A 22,475-nucleotide genomic window follows, 5' to 3' on the forward strand; every position below is an offset into this window, starting at 1 on the left:
GAATTCATCACTGAAGTGATTCGAGTCCCGGGATCTTGACCGGACAGACCCCTCTAGCCGTGAACTCTCCATTTAAAAATTCTGCCAGGCTCGTATAGGCCGACGGTGTATCCTCATAGGTCAGGATAAGGGCATCCGCCCGGGTAAACTCCCCTCCCTCATAGGGCGTTCTCATGACGGCGACAGCACAGGATGTTTCTGATTTGAGGAGGTTGCGGACAAAGTCCATGGCTTCCGCAAAGCGGAAAAGGTCGGAGCAGACAATCAGAATTTTCTCCCACTCTTCTGCTCTAATCGGGGCCTTGCTGATTTCTTTTTTGATATCTTCTGGTTTCATTGTGCGAAAAACTGCCTTTGGAAAGGCTTTTTTAAGAATCTGTGCCGGATCACCGCCGGCGACTGTATTCTCACCGATAAACTGTTCGGGCCGCCTGAGGTGGAGGATGAGGAAACGGGGATTGTTCCTGAGGGCGGAGGGTTTTAAAAATCCCCGGTCTTTGAGGACGGTCAGACTCCTGCGGCTTGTCTCTCTTAAGCTGTTTTTATCCTCATCAGTCCAGCCGGCAGAGAGGGGGGAGCTTTGCTTTTCTTCCTGGAAGTACTGAGTTTTGTACTTTTCCATCCGGCGGAGGGATTCATTGATCCTGGATTCGGGAATTTTTCCTGATACCAGCTGGTCGTAGAGGGCTTTGACTCCTTTTTCCTGCTCCTCCGCCCTGTGGGATATATACAGAAGATCTGCTCCGGCAGTCACGGCCTTCACTACGGCTTCTCCGGTTGTGCAGCAGGACTGAATCCCTTCCATTTCCAGGCAGTCTGTCAGGACCAGTCCTCTAAAACCCAGGGACTCTCTGAGGAACCCTGAGATGATTTTCTCAGAAAGAGAGGAGGGGGTGCCTGTGTCATCCAGGGAGGGGATGCTCATATGGGCTACCATGATGGCGGGAACATCTTCAGCGATGGCTCTGATGAAGGGAATCAACTCTCTATGTTCCAGTTCTTCACGGGTCAAATGAAGAGTGGGCAGTTCCAGATGGGAATCCACCCCTGTATCCCCATGACCCGGAAAATGCTTGAGCACCGGGATGATTCCCGAATCCATGTGGACCCTGCACAGCTCCAGAATCTGATCTGCCACGGCTTCCGGTATATCCCCGTAGCTGCGGGGACCAACGATGGGATTCAAAGGGTTGCTGTTGATATCCGCCACGGGAGCCAGGTTCATGTTAAAGCCCATCCGGTGCAGATGTTCTGCCATGATGCGGGCTGTCCCGGCGGCATGACCCTCCCCTGCGGCTCCGCAGGCCATGGCTCCGGGATAAATATTCATCTCACCGTGGAGTCTGCTGACAATGCCGCCTTCCTGATCGATGCTGATGAAGGGTTCCATACCGTTGTTGCCCCGGGTGAGGCTCCGCAATTCTTCATTCAACTCTTTTACCTGAGGGGGAGATGAAATATTCCGCATAAAGAGTATCCAGTTTCCAATGAAAAGCTCTTTCCCGCAGAACCGGGCGTGTTCTCCCACAGTGGTCCCGTCAATTCCGGCTACTATCATCCGTCCGGCTTTTTTTAACAGATCTTTATTCATTCTAATCTCCCAGGTTCTCATTATTAATCTCTTTGTCACTGAATGTCCATCCAGGTGAATTGGGGGAGGTATAAAATTTTTAAATGAAAATTTGAACCTAAGCTCTGGGATCGTTATATTAAAAGGGTGCAAAATTTTACTAATTCGCTGAAAAGCATAAGCAATAAAGCCTCCCTCTTCGAATCCGATGGTGAACTGGATGGATTTCTCAAAGAAGCCATCTCTCTTTTGATGTCCCAGGCTGCCGCTGACAGGGGATCCATTTTTGTTTACAACGAGGCTTCGAGTGAGCTGCTTTTCAGGGTCGGATATGATAAAGGGGAGTTCTGGGATACCCGGCGCTGCGGAAGGGATAAGATACCCCGTCGCTTTTCTCTGGATGGATCAGAAATCGGAAGGGCCTTTAGTGAGGATATCATCCGGATACTCCCTTTTTCCGATCCCGATGATAAGGACCGCACAATCTCAAAGATTATGGTTCCCATTATCCGGGGGCCTGATAAAATCGGGGTTCTGATCATGTCAGGTTCCGGGGAAGATGCCTTTGACGGAGTGGACAAGGCTGATCTTCGCCGTGCCGCCTCCCTGTTAGGAGACATGCTTTCCGAAGCCACCGCCTTTATGGCTCATTCAAGTAAGGAACCGGCCTTTGTCAGAGTTCCCGATTCCAGAGTCATTCTGGGCCTGAAAGCCTCTGAAGGACTGGTGGAGGGCAAGGCCCTCCCCATCTGGTCGGATATGGACACCGTCGCGGAGACCATTGTAAACACCGGCAGCATTGAAAAGGAGAAAGAAGCCTTTGAAAAGGCTCTGCTCCACTCTCAGAACCAGCTGAAAATAATACAGAGAAGCATCTCCTTTGGAGACACCGAAATGGTTTCTCTGATCTTTACGGCCCAGATGTATATGCTCAAGGACAGCAGCTTTCTGGATAAAATGAGGCAGGAAATCGCAGAGGGTCTGTCTGCCTCAGATGCTGTTCTCAAGGTCATAGGTTCCTATGCCGACCGGTTTTCATCCATGATTGAAACCCGGCTTGCCGAGAAAGCACAGGATGTGAGGGACCTTGGTTTTCGTATCCTCTCCAACATGGCCCAGCCCGAGAGGGAAGGATTCAATTATCAGGATCAAATTGTTCTGGCCCGGCACATTTTCCCCTCGGATTTGTTCCGCCTGGCCGTAGAGGGTGTTGCCGGAGTTGTGCTCCGGGGAGCCGGTGTCACAGCTCATATTGCTATTCTGGCCCGGTCTCTCTCGGTTCCGTTACTCATCAGTGATGATAAGTCTCTGCTGAATATTCCCGAAGGACTCCCCCTGCTTTTGGATGTGTCAAATGGGAAACTTTATGTCCGTCCTGATGATAAAACCAGAAAAGAGGTCTGGGGAAAGTCCCGGAATAAAAAGCATGTTCCCGAATCCTATATCCTTAAGGGCCATCTCTCCGACGGCCTCTCTGTCTCGGTTCATGCCAATATCAACATTCTCAAGGATGCGGAAGATGCCCTGAGGGAGGGTGCCGAGGGAATAGGACTCTATCGGAGTGAATTCCCCTTTATTCTCAAGAATGATTTTTTGTCGGAAGAGCAGCAGTTCCGCCTGTACAGGTCTATTGTGGATAGTCAGAAAGGCAAGCCCATTATCCTGAGAACCGCTGATATCGGGGGGGATAAATTGCTGCAGGGCCGGAGTGAAGCCGAAAGCAATCCCTTTTTAGGTGTCCGGGGTATCCGTTTTTCTCTGGCCAACCTGGAAATGTTCCGGGATCAGATCCGGGCTATGCTCCGAGCCGGAACCAAGGCCGACCTGGGCATCATGCTGCCCATGGTTTCCGGTGTGGAAGAGGTCCTGCAGGCCCGGGATGAACTGGAACTCTGTATCCGCCAATTGAGGGAACGGGGGGAGCCATTTAATGAGAAACCGAAACTAGGGGCAATGATAGAGCTGCCATCGGCAGCCATGTCGGTGAGGGAGCTGGCAGAAGTGACGGATTTTCTCTCTATCGGTTCCAATGACCTGATCATGTACCTTCTGGCAGTGGACAGAACCAATGAAAACCTGAGTCATCTCTACAGAAGCCATCATCCCACTGTGTTAAGAGTTCTGGCTACCATCATCGAAGAGGCCTCGGAAGGAGGAGGGGATATCTCTGTCTGTGGAGATATCGCCTCAGATCCTCATCTTATCCCTGTTCTGGTGGGGATGGGCATCCGTAAGCTAAGTGTGTCTCCCGCCTTGATTGAACCAGTCAAGAAAAGGCTTCTTCAGTTTTCTCATGAAGAGACTCTTCAGATCCGCAATGAGATCCTGGGAATCCGCAGACTGGCCGAGATGGATGAGTTTATGAAATCACTGGAACTCAGATACCCTCACAGGAACGATGGTTTTTAAGATTCTATGAATATCAAAAATATTCCCGACCCCAAAACTTATCCGATTCTGCCACCTGATATGAATTATCTTTATTTTGAGGATGGTGATTCTTTTCCTATGGAACCAGAAAACCTGGAATACTCTCCGGTGAATGCCTGGTGGCTGGCTGAGTCGGCATTTCTGGTTTATTGCCATCCCGGATTTGCCCGGATGGCTTATCGCCTGGCTGGTTTTGAGGGATTCAGGTTTTTTCAGGGAAAAGGCACAGAAGTCATGATTGCCTGGAGCAGTCGGGCCGCAATAGTATCTTTCCGGGGAACAGAACTGAAAAGCAGATCCGCTTTGCATGAAATACTGACGAATCTGAATGCCCTCCCTGTGGCTTTTGAGGGAGGAGGCATGGTTCATAAAGGATTCCTTCAGGGATTGGAGGAGGTCTGGGGCGGAGATGAGGGACTTCACCTTTTTCTGGAATCCATGCTGGATGACCATCCGGAACGGCCTCTGTGGATCTGCGGTCACAGCCTTGGAGGCGCTTTAGCTTCTTTGTGTTTTGCAAGACTGCCCCGTGCCAAAGGATTGTATCTCTATGGATCCCCACGGGTGGGGGACCAGGACTTTGTGGAGTTATTCAAAAACCGTTGTGTCTGGAGGCATGAACATGCCCGAGACCCTGTTCCCCTGGTTCCCCTGGATCTTCCGGCTCTGAATTTCAACTACAAAGATACAGGCTGTTTGAAATACATTAATGGGTCTGGAGATCTGCTGACGGAGAGGCCCCAATTTAAAGTTGAGGATTATATATCACAAATTGCTCAGCCCAAAGAGCTCCAGGAGAGCCCCCGGAACGAGATCAAACAGTCTCAGATGAATGTTCCCATCAGCGAGGGAGGGCCCCGGGATTTATTGAATAAAATCAGTGATCACCTTCAGCAAACCCACAAAGAGGTTCGGGGTTATCTGGAAGAACTGGATGCTGATTTTGGTGTGAATGCGGATGATCATCATCCCATATATTATGCTGTTCAACTGTGGAATGCCCTGATTTCCAAGCGATCATAGACCCCTTATTGCCTTCCGGAAGTGATTCCTGGTAACCCCCGGTAAAAACCGGGGGATTCTTATTTCAATGAAAAAATCCTATTTCAGATATCCCAGCCACTGGTGCTGCTGTGATATCATTCGGCCCACCAGATCTTTCAAAGGCAGGGCTTTGTTGACGACAGGATTCGCCAGCAGGGCCTGAACAACATAATCTTTTTTACCCGTCAGGACCGCTTCCGCAGTCAGGTCATAGGTCCCGGTATAGTTTCTCAGCAGAGCGGCGAAGCCCTTGGGCAGTTCGCCCAGAGCTTTTCCCTTCACACCGGAGGCGTTGATGGTTCCGGGAACCTCGACAGCAATCCAGTCAGGAAGGTCCTTGATCAAGCCCCTGTTCGGCACATTCACCGCCGCTTCAAGATACCCGCTGTCTGTGGATATGCCCTCCATGATAGGAACAATCCGTTCTCTCGTTTCGAGTTTAATTTCCGGTTCTGCTTCCTCACTCAGTGCCTTCTTATAGAAATCAAAAAAGTCGATGATGCCCCTGTGGTCTGCCACTTCCCAGGCCCAGCTCATGTATTCTCCAAAGTGGCTGTCTACTGTGATGGGCAGGAGTCCATAAGTCTCCATGATGAATTTGAAGAGTTTTCGATCGGCCCAGGAGTAGGCACTTTTATCGAGTCCCAGGTCGGCCCGCTCTTTGGCTCCTTCTGTCTGGATAAGTTTCCCTGTCTTGTTGTAATAATCCCAAAAGTCGCTGTATCCGGGTTCTACTGCAAAAAACCGGGGAGCCTTCTCCATGATTTCAGGATACAGGTCCCGACCGGTTTTTTTGTCCCTGGCAGTCAGTAAACAGCTGAAGTGGTTTAGACCGCCCGAACTCAGGTCCATCTGATCAAAGGGCATCTTCAGAATGGAGGGAAGGTATCGCTCTAAAGACGCAATCTCATGACAGAGTCCTGTAAATTTAATGCCTGGGAAGGCCCTGTGCACCGTGGTGGTTATGGCCGTCATGGGATTGGAGTAGCAGAAGATATGAGCCTCGGGACAAATATTGACAGCATCCCGGCAGATCTCCAGAATGGGTGGAATGATTCTCAGGGCGTGGAAGACTCCCCCGGCTCCTCCGTTTTCTCCATACACCTGATTGACACCATACTGTAGGGGGACCTTCCAGTCTTCTTCCCAGAGGCGGAAACGGTCGCCGACTTCAATGGAAATTATTATAAAGTCGGCATCCTGGAATGCCTTTGTTCTGTCCATGCTGGAGCTGACTCTGTAATCCAGTTTATGTCTGGTCAGAAAGGCTTGAGCCCTGTCTTCCACAGACTTCAGTGCTTTTTCGTTGATGTCCAGCAGGGTTATTTCTGAACCCCTCATTACAGGACTGTTGAATATGTCACCCAATGTCCCTAATCCGAACTGGGCGCTTCCGGCACCGACAAGTACGATTTTCTTTGTCATAAAAAAGATCCTTATTCTATTGTGATATTGAGGCAGAGATCTGACCCTCAAAAACCATATTAAATCTGTTTAATCAAGATATCAATGATAATTTCTGAAAATTACTCATATATTATGAAATAATATGAAAAATAGTATGAAAATAGTGAAAATAAAATTGACAGCTCCAAGCGCTCAGGATAGGATTCTTTCTATGGGAAAAGTACGCTTGAAAGAAATAGCCCGACTGTCGGGAGTCAGCATCAGTACGGTCAGCCGTGTGGTGAACGAACCGGATCATGTCAATTCTGAAACAAGAGAGGCTGTCTATGGGGTCATGCGGGAGCTGGGATACAAGCCGGGTTACAAGGCTTCCGTATCCGATAAAAAGGGGGTTCTAGGGGTGGTGACCCCTCAGATGTACAGTGAGTTCGCCATGGATTTGATCCTGGCCCTGGAGGAGGAAATTTCTCCCCATGGAATATATCCTCTTTTGATAAACAGCGGGGAAGAGCGCTCTCTCTCGGTCCTGCTGAACAGAGACAGCCGCTGGGCCGGTCTGGTGGATATGGCTGTTCTAGTCAATATGGATGTGGATGAACGGGCCTTTCACTATTTGCAGGAGCGGAACATTCACTGTGCCGTGGTTCATTCCCGCTGTCCCTACTGTTTTTCTGTTCTCAATAATAATTATCTGGGCGGTTTTGATGCGGCCGAATACCTATGGAAAAAGGGATACCGCCGACCGGGAATTATCATGTGGAATAATGAGAACAACAACATTCAGGAAGACCGGCGGACAGGGTTTTTGAAGGCTCTGGAGGGACGGGGAGTGAGGGCAGATCAAATCCCTCAGGAATACAGCCGCATTTCTCCTGCAGGCGGATCAGCCTGTACCGAAAGGATTTTAAGGGACCATGATCTGGATGCTCTATTTTTCACCAGCGACACCATGGCTATCGGAGGTCTGGAGTACTGCCGCAAACAGAAAATTCGCATACCCGAAGACATCGCTGTCATGGGTTTTGATGATATTCGAATGGCCTCTACAATGAATCTGACAACGATGAAACAATTTATTCCGGCAAAAGCCAAAACCGTGGTGGATCACCTGATTCAATGCCGGGATGCTGTCCTGCCGCCGGAATATCCGGGGGAAGTCACAATGACCCCGGTCCTGGTGGAACGGCAGACCACATGATCATCCATTCCAAGACTGCACAGTTGACTAAGCTGTCTGTTGTCCTGTCAAATAGAGCTTATGGATAGGAAAAAAGAGGGATATCGTTTCTGTACCCTCTGCGGCAGGGACTGCTGCGTTGATCGGTACAGGACGCTTGGATACTGCAAATCATCGGATAAGTTAAAACTGGCCTGGGCTGGACTCCATTTTGGAGAGGAACCCCCCATTACAGGAAAAGGAGGCAGCGGGACTGTTTTCTTCACAGGATGTACCCTGGGCTGTCCCTTCTGCCAGAATTTTCAGATCAGCCGGCAGGGTATGGGACGAGAGCTTGAAGATGCTGACTTTCTGAAGATTGTTCGGGCCCTGAGAGAGAGAGGTGCAGAAAATTTGAACCTGGTGACACCTTCCCCATATATCCCGACTCTGGTGGAGATTCTGCCCCTTGTCAGGGATGAGGGATTTCCTCTGGTCTGGAACTCTTCCGGTCAGGAGATGAAAGAAGCCATGAAGGGCATCTTCCCCCTTATCGATATCTTCCTCCCCGATTTAAAGACTCTGGATAAAAGGGTTGCAAAGGAGTATTACCACTATAAAAATTATCCTTCTGTGGCTGAGCCGCTGCTCCTTGAAATGGCAGACCGCAAGCCCCTCGTCCTTGATGAGCGAGGTGTGATGAAGCAGGGACTTCTACTGCGCCATCTGGTTTTGCCGGGAGAGCTTGAATCAACGGCGGAAGTCTTGAAATGGTTTGCAAAGAATCTGAAAGGACGGGCCATGTTGTCCATCATGAGCCAGTACACTCCAGTCGTCACTCCCGACTATCCGGAGGCGCATCCTGACAGGTTTCTCAGTGGTGATGAGTATGATCAGGTGGTTGAAATGCTGTATGAGAATGATCTGGATGACGGATTTATCCAGGATTGGGTTACAGGCAGTGACTGGTTGCCCGATTTTAACAGGATAAATCCATTTTCATCTGATCTTTCCAGCCCCCTCTGGCACTGGAAAGATGGATTTGTGTAGGACTGATTCCAGGACTATTCCGGACCGATGACGGTGCCGGTAAAGTTCAGGCCGTAAAAAATATTTTTAAGATTATCCAGGTCTCTGCCGTCGGCGGCAATCACCTTCAGCTTGAGGTCCCGTGCTTTTCGGGTAGCCACAGGATCAAAAGGAGTGTTTTTGCCGGGAGTCCAGGTATGGCCGCACATCTGCTGGTATTCCTCCCAGCTCAGGCTGTCCAGAGGAATCGCATCGGGGTCAAGGTTGGGATCTGCCGAATAGACCTTCTTTATGTTGGATAGGTTCAAGATGGTACGGGCCTTGAAGTTTTCTGCTAAAAGTACGGCATCATAGTCAGTGGAGAAACCCGGTTTCCAGCCTGCTGCTACAAGGACACGCCCCTTCATGGATTTGATATGTGTAGGATCGGTGACAACCGGGTCCTGGCAGGCTGACCCCATGACGGCTTTCATCAGCTGTGCATTCAGCCTCGTGGCCATGATCCCTATCCAGTCGAGTTCCGCTTCAGCCGAGTTTGAATCAGTCTCTCTGAAGGCTGTCTGATATTTTCGAGCCGGTGCTCCCCCTCCAATGATCAATATAAGCCTGCGTTCTTCGTCTTCATCCAGCCAGGATAGAAGGAAATTTCTCATTTTTTGAAGGAACTTTGTGTCTATGACTTCCGGTGCTACAATTGAGCCGCCCAAATCAAGTATTTGTATTTTATCCACTGTTTCATACTCCCTGATAATATGGATCTATCATATTACAAAGATTCGGATGGAGCTATACCCGGAAGTTCTTCCTTACCTTGACAGTTCCCCGTGAAATCAGGGTATATTAAACTATATGAATAGATTACTGGCAGCGCTGTTCCTGCTTCTGGCAGGGATTACCTCCGCTTCTGCTCAGGAAACGGCTGAAAAATACTTTGATAGAATATCTGAAACTTATGGAAGCATTCGTGATTACGAAGGCGACCTCGTTATCAGCCGTGGAGATTTGAAACAGATAGCGCGGATTTCCTATAAGAGCCCTAATAAGATGAGACTCGATTTTTCGGTCCCCGAAGGGCAGGTTCTGAATGTAAACGATGAAAAACTGGAGCTCTATCTTCCTGAATACAGGGTGGCTTTTGTACAGCCTCTCAAGGCTCACTCGGAATCAACCCTGGCAGGAATGGCAAATTCCCAGGGGCTGGAACTGATGAAGAAGAATTACAGCATCGGGTATGATTCCGGACCCGAAGCTGTTCCTCTGGACAATGGTTCTGAAGAAATGGTGATTAAATTGAAACTCAACTGGCGGAACAGCAGTGAGGGATTCAGGGAACTCCACATTTCCATCGGTCAGAACAATCTGATCCGCAGGATTGAAGGGGTGACAACGACCCTGGATCGGATCATCTTCGACTTTACTAATTTGGAAACAAACATAGGCATTCCGGATGCCCGATTTGATTACAAGAGTCCACCAGAAGGGAACTCCATTGAGAACTTTCTTTTTGAACCGGAAAATTGAGGTTATATGAAATCCATTGGTGATACACTAAGAGAAGCTAGGGAAACAAAGGGAGTGACAGTTAAGCAGGTCTCCCAGGATACGAATATTTCCCGTGAATACCTCTCCGCTTTAGAAGATGAACAATTTGATGCTTTTCCGGCGGAGACCTACCTTCTGGGATTTTTGCGCAATTATTCAGAATACCTCGGACTGGATACTGATAAAACAGTTGCCCAGTATAAGAACTATAAAATCAGTGAGGAGCCCGCACCTCTGGAAGAACTTGTGGGGCAGCCAAGGGGGCGTCGCGTTCCTGTCAGGCTTATTGTTCTCATCTTTGTTCTGGCCGTTTTGGGCCTTGGGGGATGGTTCTCTCTACAGGCTACTCTGAAGGACCGACCCGTAGAGACCGTCAAAAATCCGGTTCGGGAAGCTCTGAAATACCGCCTGGATGAGAATGTGGCTCAGTGGAACCTTCACAGCAATGATGAAATCCTGATCTCCTATGAAAAGGGAGAACTTCATATGGTCGTCTCTGTTGAAAATAAACATTTGTCCATTCAGCCTGTGGATGGAGGAAGCGAACTGATTCTTTCTGTGGGAGATGAGAAGATTCTACCCGGGGGGGATGGTATCCCCGTCATAGGATTCAGATTGAGCTCCCTCGATGAGAACGGTGCCATGCTGATTGTTGAACGTACAGACGTGACTGTTGTTCACGATGAACCGATCGTTGATGCTCCGGTGGTTTTACCCGTCCTGGAAGGGAGGGAAACGATCCTTCTGGCAGGCCGATCGGCTCCCGAGGATTTTACTCTGAATACCCTCTTCAACGGGTACTGCCTCTTCCGTTATCAGGCCGACGATGGAGAGGTTGTCGAAAAGTTTTACAGGGATGGAGACCGTATCCGTCTGGATGTCAGCAACTCCCTGTTGCTCAGTTTATCCTCCGGAGGGGATGTGTCTATCAAGATCTCCGGTGTCGGCTTGGTTCCCGGTAAAATCGGCGAAGTAGCAGTAAAATTTATAAAGTGGGTGAAGAATGATGAAGGAAAATACGACCTCGTCCTCTTCCCTGTCCAGTAAAACCTTTTATGTAGAGAATCTCGGTTGTTCTAAAAATCAGGTTGATGCGGAAACCATCATTGCGGCTCTTAAAAATGCCGGGTGGGAGTACTGCGACAGTCCGGACAGGGCTGAGCTTTTAATTGTCAATACATGCGGATTTATTCAGTCCGCCAAAGAAGAATCCATACAGACTATCTTTGATTACAGGCAGGCTTATCCCGATCGAAAGGTCCTGGCCGCCGGCTGTTTTGCCCAGAGGTACAATGAAGAACTTCTCAAAATGATACCCGAGTTGGACGGTGTCTTTGGAAACAGAGCGCCTGCCAAAATTTCGGGAATCCTGCCGGGGATACTGGCTGGAGAGAAACCGGTGTATATGCCCGAGGCGGATTTATCCGCACCCATGAGGAGTGATTTTTTCAACTTCAAGGGCTCGGCTTTTGTTAAAATCTCGGAAGGGTGCAACAATCGTTGTAAATTCTGTGCCATCCCCCTGATCAAGGGGGATCTGCAGAGCCGGAACATGGAAGACATCCTTGAGGAAATCAGGGATCTGTTGAATAAGGGGATCTTTGAGATCAATCTTGTGGCTCAGGATCTGGCCAATTTTGGTCTGGACAGGGGAAAACGGCAGCTGAAAGAGCTCCTGGAAGCTATTTCTTCTATGAAAGGGGAGTTCTGGCTGCGTCTGCTCTATATCCACCCCGATCATTTTCCCATGGAGATACTGCCCCTCATGAAGGCAGACCCCCGGATTCTTCCCTATTTCGATATTCCCTTTCAGCATGGGGATCGGAATATCCTGGCCAAAATGGGCCGTAAGGGTGACAGAGAAACCTATCTTAATCTGGTAAAGACCCTGAGGGACGAATTTCCCGAGGGTGTGATCCGTTCCTCCATCATGGCCGGATTTCCCGGTGAGACAAACAAGTCTTTTGCCGAGTTGAAACGGTTTATGAAAGAAGCCCGGCTGGACTGGGCTGGATTTTTTCTCTATTCCCGGGAAGAAGGGACGGAAGCCTACAATTATAGAGGCTCTCTGGGAACAAAATTGTCCCTTCGCAAATCCAAAGGCCGCAAGAGTGAGCTGGAAGAACTGCAGCAGGTCATCTCGGAAGAACAGATGGACCGCTTTGTCGGGAAAGAACTGACTCTGATTGTCGAAGAAAAAGTGGGGGAGGAATCCCTTTATCTGAGCCGTTCCAGTTTTCAGGCTCCCGAAGTCGACGGTCTGGTTGTACTCCGCGCCGAGGGCCTTGAACCGGGTCATGTGGTGAGAGCCCGGATCATCAAACGCAATGGGGTGGATCTCGAAGCAGTCCTCCTGGAAAGTCAGGTGAATCAGGTATGAAGGAACCCGAGTGGCTTTCTTCTCTCAATGATGAACAGAAAAAAGCCGTCCTTCATGAAAAGGAACCCCTCCTGATTCTGGCCGGGGCGGGCTCGGGGAAAACAAGGGTCGTGACCACCCGGATAGCCTACCTGGTGGAAAAACTGGGTTTTGCCCCCTGGTCCATCCTGGCGGTTACCTTTACCAATAAGGCCGCCTCTGAAATGAGAGAGCGTGTGATGTCTCTGGTTCCAGGATCTGAGAGTACCATGATCAGGACATTTCACTCCTTCGGTGCCTGGCTCCTCCGCCGGAACGGGGCTCCCCTGGGCTTGAAGAGCAGCTTTACCATCTATGATGACGACGACTCGGTGGGGCTCCTGAAAACCCTGTTTGAAGAGCTCCCCCGGAATGAACTCCGTCTCATTGCCCGAAATATCTCCCGTGCCAAGGATGAATGCCTGTCTCCCGATGATGACCTGGGTCATATCTCGGCGGATCTTGACTTTCCCAGGTACTACAAAGAGTACGAAGATCGTCTGCGGAGCATCGGCAATGCCGACTTTGGAGACCTTATATACCTGTCCCGCCGTCTGCTGGCGGAGAATCCGGAGATACGGCAACGGCTGCAGCAGCGCTTCCAGGTCATACTGGTGGATGAATATCAAGACTCCAACAAGGCTCAGTTTCAGCTGCTTCAGCAGCTGGTGTCTCCCCAGACCTGGCTCTGCGTCGTGGGAGATGACGATCAGTCTATCTACCGCTTCAGAGGGGCGGAAGTTGAGAATATTCTGGGATTTCAGGATCAGTTTCCCGCTACGAAGGTCATTAAACTGGAAGAAAATTATCGATCTACAGGGCATATCCTGGCAGTAGCCTCCCATGTGGTGGCCTATAACAAAGGACGCCTGGGGAAAAACCTCTGGACCCGCCAGGAGGAAGGATTGAAACCCCGGCTTGTCTACCTGGATAATCAGAATGAAGAGGCCGAGTTCTGTGCCCGTCAGCTGGCCGATGGGCAGTGGTTCCAATCGGCCATCCTTTACAGAACCAACGCACAGTCCCGTGTTTTTGAACAGATTCTGCGCAAACACTCTATCAATTACCGCCTTGTAGGCACTCTCAGCTTTTACAGCCGGGAAGAGGTCAAAGATTCACTGGCTTACCTCAGCTTTTTAAGCAACCCCGCTGATGAGGTGGCTTTCCGGCGCATTATCAATAAGCCTTCCCGGGGAATCGGGGCCGTATCCCTGCGGAAGATACTCAAAGGGGATGGCGATTTCCTTCTCTCTCAGAATCTGGAAGAGGCCCTTCGGGAATCCCGGACAAAGGTGAAGGGGAAAGCCGGAAAAGGGGTTGTTTCCCTGGTCGGTCTTCTGGATAAGATGAAAGAACTCCTGCCTCTTCAGGAAAATCTGGGACAGTTCTTGAAGGAACTGATACAGGAATCGGGCCTTCTGGAGCATTACAAACAGCAGGATAAGGTGGAGAATACCCAGCGGGTCAAGAACCTGGAAGAGCTTGTCACCGCAGCAACAGACTATCCTGCGAACGCAGAAGGTCTGGCTGAATTCCTTGAATTGATAGAATTGGACCAGGCCTCTCTGGAAGAAGAAGAGACAGATACCAACAGGGTGACTCTGATCACCATGCACAATACTAAAGGCCTGGAGTTTGATCGGGTTTTTATCACTGGTATGGAAGAAGGTCTCTTCCCCAGAGGCGGGGACAGCGACGATGAAGATGAAATTGAAGAAGAGCGGCGCCTCTTCTATGTCAGTATAACCCGAGCCCGGAAAGAACTCTTTCTGACCTCCTGCCGGAGGCGTATGCTCTACGGGAAGACCGATCAGGCCTCTCCCAGCCGGTTTTTAGAGGAACTTCCCGAAGATCATATTGAGTCACAGGGAAATGCTCCCTCGGCTTCATTCGGTTTGGGAAACTTAGGGTTTGAGTCCGATTATCCTCCGGGTACAAGGATCTATCATGAGGATTATGGTACCGGAGAAGTGATCCGGAACGTCCAGAATGGAGGACATCTTGTGATTCAGGTGGCTTTTGAAACAGGCCACTCTATGACATTTTTGCCCGAATTCTCCGGGTTTCAACTGGAAAAGCTGGGCCCTTAGCCCCAAGGCTTATAGCGATTAAAAGTACAGAGACTGCATATCAGTTTCTGTAATACAAGGAGACTTGGTGATTCAATTAAAAGATCAGGAATTGCTGCGCCGGCTGCCGGCGATCAGGCGGGCCCGGGAGTTTCATCTTTACGATGCATCGGGAAAACGCTTCCTTGACATGTACCTGGAGGGTGGTCTTGCCTGGCTTGGACACCGTCCGGAAGGCTTGTCTCTGGAGATTAAAAATATTGTGAGCCGAGGTGTATACGCCGCTTATCCGGGATCAGAGGAGGGGAAGCTGCTCAAGGCCCTCACGGCCCTCAAGGCCATCCTCCCGGGCAGTCATGGTCATACCAGTATAAGATACTACCGTTCGGCCCACAGTGAGGTTCTCCCTGCGGCCATTGACCCCCTCTATCAGAAAGAGGGCTCTTGCATGCTCTGGCGTCCGGGACTGGCATGGCCCCTGGATGCCGAGAGTGTCGAAATGCTTATCCCCCTGCCGGGGCTGGAGTATGGAAGACTCATTGCATCGCGGGACGAGACTCTTCCTCCGGGGGATCTTCCCTCGGCCCTTATCGCCGGTGCCCTGACCCGCTGTGTCTGGGTATTAAAAAAAAACCTGGAGGGATCGGTCCCGTTTCCTCCTTTCATCATCCCTGAAGGAAGCCCCTGGACGCAGCAAGGTCCCTATTGTCTCTGGTCAGGAAATGCCGAGAATTATAGTACATTGTTTACAGAAGCCCTGGAGCTTGGAATCCTCCTCTCTCCCAGTCCTGATCTTCCCTGTATCCTGCCGGGAATTCAGACCAGCGGAGATCTGAAACTTCTGAAACAGTTTTTTGGAGGTCTATAATGACAGATACGGTTTTACTCATAGGGCGCGCAGCAGTTAGTTTTTTTGCTTCCTTTCTGGCTATCTGGGTCTGGTCCCGGACCAGAGAAGAGTCGTGGCTCTTTATCATTACAGGGATTCTGGTCTCTTTTTGCACTCTGCTGATTGAAATCCTCTCCAAGGTAGGCATCCTGTCCCTGAATTCAGGCAGCATGGATATTCCCCTCTGGTTTGGTTTGCTTCAGCTTCTTCCCTATGTCCTGTATGCCATCGGTTTCGGATTCTACATATACAGAAACAGACAGTATTAGAGTTGGTGCAGGGGATTCAGATGAGCGGCTCAAATCCCTGGATTTGACCTTCTCACACCACAGAAATGGGTCTAGAGGAAAAATCTTTAAACTCTTTTATTGTATCAAATTCTGTATTGACAAGTTTATAAGATTGTGTGAAACTGACGAACCCGTTACGACTATATAAAAGACCCTTTAAAGTAAGGCAGAGAAAGAAATGAAAACAATATTTGTTAAACCACTAGAAATTGAGCGCAAATGGTTCATCATTGATGCAGCTGGTCAGCCTCTTGGTCGTGTTGCTGTAAAAGCCGCTGACATTTTGAGAGGAAAGAACAAGGCATTCTACACTCCTCATCAGGAAGTAGGTGACTATGTAATCGTTGTGAATGCAACTGAAGTTACGCTCTCAGGAAAGAAAAGATCAGACAAGATGTATTATCGTCATTCAGGATTCCTTGGTGGACTGAAGTCTGAAAATTACGAAAAGCTGGTTGCCAGGAAACCCACTGCACCCATGGAAAAAGCAATCAAGGGGATGCTTCCGAAAGGAACCCTTGGAAATAAACTTTTTACCAATGTGAAAGTGTATGCCGGTGCGGTTCATCCCCATGCCGCTCAGCAGCCTATTAAGATTGAGATGTAAGGGAGAGGAACAGTGATTAAAAATCTTGCACATGGTACAGGAAGAAGAAAGACAGCCACCGCCCGCGTCTATCTTAGACAGGGAAAGGGTGAAATTGTTGTCAATGGAAAAGCCATAGCTGACTTTTTCCCCATTGAACAACAGGTAACAATGATCAGGGAACCCCTTGTGGTTACCGATGCAATCGAAAAGTACGATATTCTGATTACCGTAAGAGGTGGTGGAATTACCGGTCAGGCTGGTGCCTGTCGTCATGGTATTTCCAGAGCTCTTCTTGAACTGGATGAAACCAACAGACTCACTCTGAAGGCTAATGGATTCCTGACAAGAGACTCTAGAATGGTCGAGAGAAAGAAATATGGACAGAAAGGGGCTCGTAGTAAGTTCCAGTTCTCTAAACGTTAATATTTCTATAGCATCTCTACAGAAGAGGGGAGCCGGAAAGGAGACCATTACGGTTTCTTTAACCGATGGCTCCTCTTTTTTTATGCCCTTACCTCTTGATGCATCCTGGGTTGCCGGTAAAATTCTCAGTGATGAAGACTTGGAGCGTCTCATTGAAGAGGATTCCTACGTCCGGGGGAAAGAGTGGGCAGCCTCCCGGCTGGCCCTCCGAGAGGATTCCTCGGGCAGGATGATGCAGAAGCTTCAGAAGCGGGGCTATTCTTCACTGGTGAGCCGGAGAATCCTGTCGGATATGATCGCTCTCGGATTTCTGGATGATTACCGTTTTTCTGAATTGTGGCTTCATGAACGCCTTAAGATCCACCCTGAGGGACGGGATGCCCTTGTTGCGGGGTTGCAGCATCGAGGTGTTTCAGGAGATATCGCCCGGACCCAGGTTGTTCGATTGATCACAGACGAGGATGAACAAAAGGCCCTTCAACAGTGTTATAATAAGCTTAAACGACAAAGCCTCAGCGATGAAAAGATCATTAAAAATCTTCTCAGACGCGGATTTCCCTATTCATCCATTAAAAATAAAGTTAGACGTGACTATTTTGACCCTTCATGACTATACTGTTGTCAAACCAGGATGAAAAATCCTATTAGAGGGAGATAGAAATGACAGATGAAAAAGCAATCCTTGTTGTAGAAGATGAGGATGCCATACGACTCACTCTGAGAGACTATCTAATCCGCAAGGGTTATCAGGTGTTTGTGGCCTCCGATGGTGTAGGTGCGATCAAACAGCTTTTGGACAATTCTGAAATCAAGGTCATTGTTACGGATTATAGAATGGATATCCTGGGGGGTGATTACTGGATTAAATTTTTGGATCATTACTGCAGTGATAAAGAAATATTTATCACCAGCGGATTTTTAAGACCAGAGTTTCCCATTCCTTTCAAGGTTTTTTACAAACCCTATGATTATTCAGACCTGGAAGGGGCCCTGGCTGAAGTCCTCCAAAAATGAATGAAGCGGTACGGGTCCGTGTCACCGGACGTGTACAGGGTGTGGGATTCAGATATTCCACCTGTCGTCAGGCCAGAAGGCTGGGACTTGCAGGTTGGGTCAGGAACGAATACGACAAATCTGTTCTGGTCCATATGCAGGGGACAAACGACAGAGTACAGGACATGCTGACCTGGCTTAAAAAGGGGTCTCCCGGTGCACGTGTGGATGAGGCTCAGATTCTTCAAGCCAGCTTAGACAACAGTCTTATCGATTTTAATATCAGTTATTAAAAAGAGCTCATCCCTCTGAGGAATAAAAAAAGCCCGGACCATTTCTGTTCCGGGCTTTTCTCAGCTCCGGCCAAAAAGCCGGAGTATTCATTTATTATCTCTTGATACTGTAAAATGCATCCCATCCGGCATAGGTTGATCTGCCTTCCAGGTCATCCTCAATGCGCATCAGCTGATTATACTTGGCGACTCTGTCACTCCGGCTCATTGAACCGGTCTTGATCTGTCCTGTTTCCAGGGCGACAACGAGGTCGGCAATGGTCGTGTCTGAAGTTTCACCGGAACGGTGGGAAATGACAGCTGTGTAACCGGCCCGTTTGGCCATTTCTACGGCTTCATAGGTTTCCGTCAGGGTTCCGATTTGATTCACCTTGATCAGGATAGAGTTTGCGATGCCCTGGTCAATTCCCATTTTCAGACGTTTTGTATTCGTGACAAAAAGGTCATCGCCTACGAGCTGAATCCTGTCTCCCAGTCTGTCTGTCATTATCTTCCAGCCAGCCCAGTCGTCTTCGTTCATACCATCTTCAAGGGAAATAATGGGGTAGCGGTCACACCAGTCGGCCCAGAAGTCTACCATCTGCTCTGCCGTCAGGGTTTCTCCCGTAGACCAGCGAAGGGTATAGGTATATTTTCCGTCTTTTCCTTTTTCGGAAAACTCGGAAGCAGCAGGGTCCAGGGCAATCATCACATCTTTACCAGGTTTCAGTCCGGCAGCCTTGATGGCATTAATGATGAATTCAAGGGCTTCTTCATTAGACTTGAAGTCAGGAGCAAATCCACCTTCATCTCCAACGGCTGTGGAGTAGTTTGCTTTTTTCAGCAGACTCTTCAGGTTGTGGAATATTTCGGCAATCCAGCGGACAGCTTCCCGAATGGAGTCGGCTCCCACAGGCATGACCATGAATTCCTGAAAGTCGACGGAGTTATCTGCATGGCTTCCGCCATTGATGATGTTTGCCATGGGAACTGGTAGTACATTGGCATGAAAGGTTCCCAGATACTTGAAAAGGTCTATTTCCAGATGTTGGGCTGCCGCACGGGCTGTTGCCATGGATACACCTAAAATGGCATTGGCTCCCAGTTTCGCCTTGTTTTCAGTACCATCCAGTTCGATCATGGTTTTATCCACATCTACCTGATTCAGAGCACTTAATCCGATGACAGCATCGGCAATGACTGTGTTTACATTTTCAACTGCTTTGAGTACACCCTTACCCATATAACGGTTTTTATCACCGTCTCTCAATTCAACAGCTTCATGAACTCCAGTGGAGGCTCCTGAAGGGACTGCCGCTCTACCGAAAGAGCCGTCTGCCAGCATGACATCCACTTCAAGTGTGGGGTTACCTCTCGAGTCCAGAATTTCTCGGGCCTCTACATATTCAATTGTGTCCATTGATCTCTCCTTATTTGGAAAATGGTTTAAAATTATTGAAAACTTGTTTTCAATATTATTGAAAACACTTAGTTTCAAATATGGCAATTTAAGGCTTAAAAGTCAAACCTGCAATACTTGTTTCCATATATAAAGTGTGAACTAATTCTACGGATGATAGTCAAGTCTAATTTAAATACAGGGAAAAAGTCTTTTCTTGACCTTAATGAATCTTGCACACTAGAATGTGTTTATGAAATACTCCAGGCTCATCGGAAAAACCATCAGACAACAATCGGGTAATCAGACTCTCGAGGGCTATTCACTCCTCCTCCGGGGCGGCTTTGTTCATGTGCTCGGACAGGGTTTGATCAGCTATCTTCCTATGGGGAAGAAGGTGCTGGATAATCTGAAAGTTCTCATTGCCAGGGAAATGCATGATCTGGGGGGCGAGGAGTTTCTGGTTCCTCTGGTCAATCCGATCTCCATCTGGGACAAATCAGGCAGGAGCCGGTTAAAGGATAATCCTCTGGTTACCTTTAAGGATGTTCAGGGCAGAACACTGGTTCTGGCTTCTACACATGAGGAAGCGGCAGTTGAGCTGGCCAGATCTACTGTATTGTCCTACCGGGATCTCCCCCTGTTTATTTATCAGTTTCAGACAAAATTCCGGGATGAAACGAAAACACGCCTCGGTCTGGTCCATGCCAAGGAATTTATAATGAAAGATGCTTACTCCTTTCATCGTTCCTATGCCGATTTGAATAATTTTTTCCCGAAGGTATTCAACTCCTATGTCAGAATATTCCAGAAATGCAATATCCCGATTCTCCCGGCAGAATCAGGAGTCGGTATCATGGGAGGTTCAAAGGCCTACGAGTTCCATTTTCCTCATGAACAGGGCCGGGATGTGGTCATGGTTTGCCCCTCCTGCGGCTATAAAGCCAACCGGTCTGTTGCCGTGGGAGTCAAACTGAGCAAACCCGAAGCCCTCAAGGGCCTGAAGCGCATCAAGATTAATGGCAGCCCTGACTCGAATAGTTTGTCAGAGAATCTGAATCTGCCTCTGTCCAAGATGATTAAACCCAGGGTGTATGAAAGTGAAGAGGGGCCGATCATGGCTGTTGTCCGGGGTGACTACGATGTCTCCCTGGACAAGCTGAGTGCTGTGCTGGGGTTTTTGGCAACGACACCCGCCAGTTATGAAACCCTGAAGACTTATCATCTTTTACCAGGTCATATTTCACCTGTGTATCCCCCTGAAGGTGTCAGGGTGATTGTCGATGATGTTGTTATCAACACACCCAATCTGGTGCTGGGAAACAACAAGGGAGGTATGCACTATGTCAATGCCAATTTTGGTCGTGACTTTGATCTGCCTCCCAGTGCTGATATCGCCCAGCTGAACAAGGGAGACCTCTGTTTTGACTGCGGTCAGGAACTGGGAGCCCATAGTGCCATTGAAATGGGAAATATCTTTAAATTGGATGATTATTACACAAAAAGAATGCGTTTTTCCTTTGAAAATGATAAGGGAAAAAAAGTATTTCCCTATATGGGAGCCTATGGTATGGGTTTGGGGCGATTGATGACATGCATTGCCGAAGCCAATCGGGACGAGCAGGGATTGATATGGCCCCTTGGACTGGCTCCTTATGCCTATTATCTGATGGGCATAGGACACTCTCCCAGAATTTCACAGGCCGTGGATGAGCTGGCCGAGGAACTGGGGACTGACACGGTAATTGTCGATGACAGAGTCGAATCCATCGGTGTTAAATTCCGTGATGCCGCTCTGATAGGCATCCCCCTGAGGATTGTAGTGGGACGTAGTTTTCTGGAGAATGATGAATTGGAATTAAAAGACAGAAAAACCGGAGTCAAATGGTTTATCCCCCGGGAAAGGCTGAAACAGGAACTCAAAATTTGGAGAGAACAGCATGTCTCAGCAATTTAAACTGACGACGGAACTCATGGATCAGATCATTTTTGCCATGGAGAATCAGAATGAGTCCTTCCTGCTGGACTCGCTGAGTCTGATGATTATCCCTGATACAGGGGAAGAGTCGGACCCCAACGCGATACCTCTGCCAGCCTGGAATCCGAGTGATGGTTATCAGCTTATGGACAGCTATACGGGTATCCTGAAAAATCCTATATACAGAGAAAGATTAAGAACCATCCTGAACACGGGCCGGGGGGTCTTCAGAGGGTTTAAAAATGTTCTTAAAGAACGTCCTGATCTGGAGAAAGCCTGGTTCGCTCATAAAGACCGTGAAATGAAGAGACGGGTCCATCTCTGGTATTCCGAGCTTTGTGATTATTGGGGAGTTGAATCTGAGGGAGAAGAACCCGAAGATATCTCGGATCTTTTTCATGATGATTTTTCCATGGAGATGACGAATCCAGAATCGGAAGAATTCCAGGCTGCCCAGGATTCCCTTATAGATGAAATATTTTCTGAGAGTTCTCTCTCTCTTAAAGAATTGCTGATTGCCTATAGTCCATTGAATTGTAAACCTTCTGAATACGCGGTTCGTGCTCAAAGTCCCGACGGCAGCGGCTGCGGATTTATAGGGCTGAATCTTGAATCCAGGGGAAATGACCTTTATGCTATTCTGAATTGTCTCTATATCCTTCCCGAATACCGTGGAGCTGGAATTGCCTCAGGGCTTCTGGATTATGTCTCTGAATATTGTTTTCATTCCAAAGTAAACTCATTGCTTGTACAACTCCCACCGGAGGGAGAGGTTTTAAGGGAAAATTTGGAAAGACGGGGTTTTAAACAGATCGGGCCTTATCTGCTGCTCGAAGTTGAACACTGGTACTATGAGCAGCAGGGAAACAGCTAGCAGCCTGTCGGACTTAGTGCTTTTGAAACTATTTTTAGAGATTTTTCTTCTATTTTAGGAACGAATGAGGAGAATATCGAGCATATTTGACAATTGAGTGACGAAGAAGAGATGAAAAAGATC

The 22,475-nt window shown here is 48.7% G+C and carries 21 protein-coding genes; 17 read left to right on the forward strand and 4 right to left on the reverse strand.

Going from position 1 to position 22,475, the window contains the following annotated elements; all coding sequences use genetic code 11:
• Positions 1-7: 7 nt before the first annotated feature.
• On the reverse strand, positions 8-1,591 hold the full coding sequence (locus tag PF479_RS12880) for a glycoside hydrolase family 3 N-terminal domain-containing protein (protein ID WP_298007268.1): 1,584 nt from the start codon (positions 1,589-1,591) through the stop codon (positions 8-10).
• A gap of 126 nt (positions 1,592-1,717) precedes the next feature.
• On the opposite strand from PF479_RS12880, the gene ptsP reads away from it, so the two are divergent.
• Positions 1,718-3,979, forward strand: coding sequence for a phosphoenolpyruvate--protein phosphotransferase (gene ptsP, locus PF479_RS12885; RefSeq protein ID WP_298007270.1), 2,262 nt, complete (start codon positions 1,718-1,720; stop codon positions 3,977-3,979).
• Between the two features lie 99 nt (positions 3,980-4,078).
• On the forward strand, positions 4,079-5,023 hold the full coding sequence (locus PF479_RS12890) for a lipase family protein (RefSeq protein WP_298007272.1): 945 nt from the start codon (positions 4,079-4,081) through the stop codon (positions 5,021-5,023).
• Positions 5,024-5,101: 78 nt separating this feature from the next.
• On the opposite strand, the gene PF479_RS12895 is transcribed toward PF479_RS12890, so the two are convergent.
• Positions 5,102-6,469, reverse strand: coding sequence for an alpha-glucosidase (locus PF479_RS12895; RefSeq protein WP_298007274.1), 1,368 nt, complete (start codon positions 6,467-6,469; stop codon positions 5,102-5,104).
• A 193-nt stretch (positions 6,470-6,662) separates the two neighbouring features.
• Here PF479_RS12895 and PF479_RS12900 point away from each other — a divergent pair, with 193 nt between their 5' ends.
• Positions 6,663-7,649 (forward strand): LacI family DNA-binding transcriptional regulator, encoded by a 987-nt coding sequence (locus tag PF479_RS12900; protein WP_298007276.1) that lies wholly within the window; start codon positions 6,663-6,665, stop codon positions 7,647-7,649.
• A 60-nt stretch (positions 7,650-7,709) separates the two neighbouring features.
• A complete protein-coding gene (locus tag PF479_RS12905; RefSeq protein ID WP_298007278.1) occupies positions 7,710-8,657 on the forward strand; it encodes a radical SAM protein in 948 nt (315 codons plus the stop codon).
• Positions 8,658-8,671: 14 nt separating this feature from the next.
• On the opposite strand, the gene pyrH is transcribed toward PF479_RS12905, so the two are convergent.
• Complete coding sequence (pyrH, locus tag PF479_RS12910; protein WP_298007279.1) at positions 8,672-9,367, reverse strand: UMP kinase; 696 nt, start codon at positions 9,365-9,367, stop codon at positions 8,672-8,674.
• Positions 9,368-9,485: 118 nt separating this feature from the next.
• On the opposite strand from pyrH, the gene PF479_RS12915 reads away from it, so the two are divergent.
• The 11 genes from PF479_RS12915 (at position 9,486) to PF479_RS12965 (ending at position 18,122) form a co-directional block, all read left to right on the forward strand.
• Positions 9,486-10,157, forward strand: a complete 672-nt coding sequence (locus PF479_RS12915; RefSeq protein WP_298007280.1) for an outer-membrane lipoprotein carrier protein LolA — start codon at positions 9,486-9,488, stop codon at positions 10,155-10,157.
• 6 nt (positions 10,158-10,163) lie between these two features.
• Positions 10,164-11,225 (forward strand): helix-turn-helix domain-containing protein, encoded by a 1,062-nt coding sequence (locus tag PF479_RS12920; protein ID WP_298007281.1) that lies wholly within the window; start codon positions 10,164-10,166, stop codon positions 11,223-11,225.
• Entirely contained in the window at positions 11,182-12,558 is a 1,377-nt protein-coding gene (gene rimO / locus PF479_RS12925; protein ID WP_298007282.1) for a 30S ribosomal protein S12 methylthiotransferase RimO, read from the forward strand. Before PF479_RS12920 ends, rimO begins: the two co-directional genes overlap by 44 nt.
• Positions 12,555-14,666 carry an ATP-dependent helicase gene (locus PF479_RS12930; RefSeq protein ID WP_298007283.1) on the forward strand — a complete coding sequence of 704 codons (2,112 nt, stop codon included), beginning with the start codon at positions 12,555-12,557 and terminating at the stop codon, positions 14,664-14,666. Before rimO ends, PF479_RS12930 begins: the two co-directional genes overlap by 4 nt.
• Before the next feature lie 67 nt (positions 14,667-14,733).
• Positions 14,734-15,513 (forward strand): hypothetical protein, encoded by a 780-nt coding sequence (locus tag PF479_RS12935; RefSeq protein WP_298007284.1) that lies wholly within the window; start codon positions 14,734-14,736, stop codon positions 15,511-15,513.
• On the forward strand, positions 15,513-15,803 hold the full coding sequence (locus tag PF479_RS12940; protein WP_298007285.1) for a hypothetical protein: 291 nt from the start codon (positions 15,513-15,515) through the stop codon (positions 15,801-15,803). The genes PF479_RS12935 and PF479_RS12940 overlap by 1 nt, the downstream gene beginning before the upstream one ends.
• Before the next feature lie 199 nt (positions 15,804-16,002).
• Positions 16,003-16,431 (forward strand): 50S ribosomal protein L13, encoded by a 429-nt coding sequence (gene rplM, locus PF479_RS12945; protein ID WP_298007286.1) that lies wholly within the window; start codon positions 16,003-16,005, stop codon positions 16,429-16,431.
• A gap of 12 nt (positions 16,432-16,443) precedes the next feature.
• Entirely contained in the window at positions 16,444-16,836 is a 393-nt protein-coding gene (gene rpsI, locus PF479_RS12950) for a 30S ribosomal protein S9 (protein WP_298007287.1), read from the forward strand.
• The gene (locus PF479_RS12955; RefSeq protein WP_298007288.1) at positions 16,790-17,446 is read left to right on the forward strand and encodes a RecX family transcriptional regulator; all 657 of its coding nucleotides are present in this window, start codon (positions 16,790-16,792) and stop codon (positions 17,444-17,446) included. The genes rpsI and PF479_RS12955 overlap by 47 nt, the downstream gene beginning before the upstream one ends.
• Before the next feature lie 50 nt (positions 17,447-17,496).
• On the forward strand, positions 17,497-17,850 hold the full coding sequence (locus PF479_RS12960; protein ID WP_298007290.1) for a response regulator: 354 nt from the start codon (positions 17,497-17,499) through the stop codon (positions 17,848-17,850).
• Complete coding sequence (locus tag PF479_RS12965; protein ID WP_298007292.1) at positions 17,847-18,122, forward strand: acylphosphatase; 276 nt, start codon at positions 17,847-17,849, stop codon at positions 18,120-18,122. The genes PF479_RS12960 and PF479_RS12965 overlap by 4 nt, the downstream gene beginning before the upstream one ends.
• A gap of 94 nt (positions 18,123-18,216) precedes the next feature.
• Here the strand turns inward: PF479_RS12965 and eno are convergent, their stop codons facing one another.
• Entirely contained in the window at positions 18,217-19,521 is a 1,305-nt protein-coding gene (eno, locus tag PF479_RS12970) for a phosphopyruvate hydratase (RefSeq protein ID WP_298007294.1), read from the reverse strand.
• A 232-nt stretch (positions 19,522-19,753) separates the two neighbouring features.
• Here eno and proS point away from each other — a divergent pair, with 232 nt between their 5' ends.
• Together proS and PF479_RS12980 are read left to right on the forward strand one after the other, a co-directional pair.
• Positions 19,754-21,457, forward strand: a complete 1,704-nt coding sequence (gene proS / locus PF479_RS12975) for a proline--tRNA ligase (RefSeq protein WP_298007295.1) — start codon at positions 19,754-19,756, stop codon at positions 21,455-21,457.
• Positions 21,441-22,352, forward strand: a complete 912-nt coding sequence (locus PF479_RS12980; RefSeq protein WP_298007296.1) for an N-acetyltransferase — start codon at positions 21,441-21,443, stop codon at positions 22,350-22,352. Before proS ends, PF479_RS12980 begins: the two co-directional genes overlap by 17 nt.
• Positions 22,353-22,475: the final 123 nt, after the last annotated feature.

It is taken from the genome of Oceanispirochaeta sp. (assembly GCF_027859075.1).
GTDB lineage: Bacteria > Spirochaetota > Spirochaetia > DSM-2461 > DSM-2461 > Oceanispirochaeta.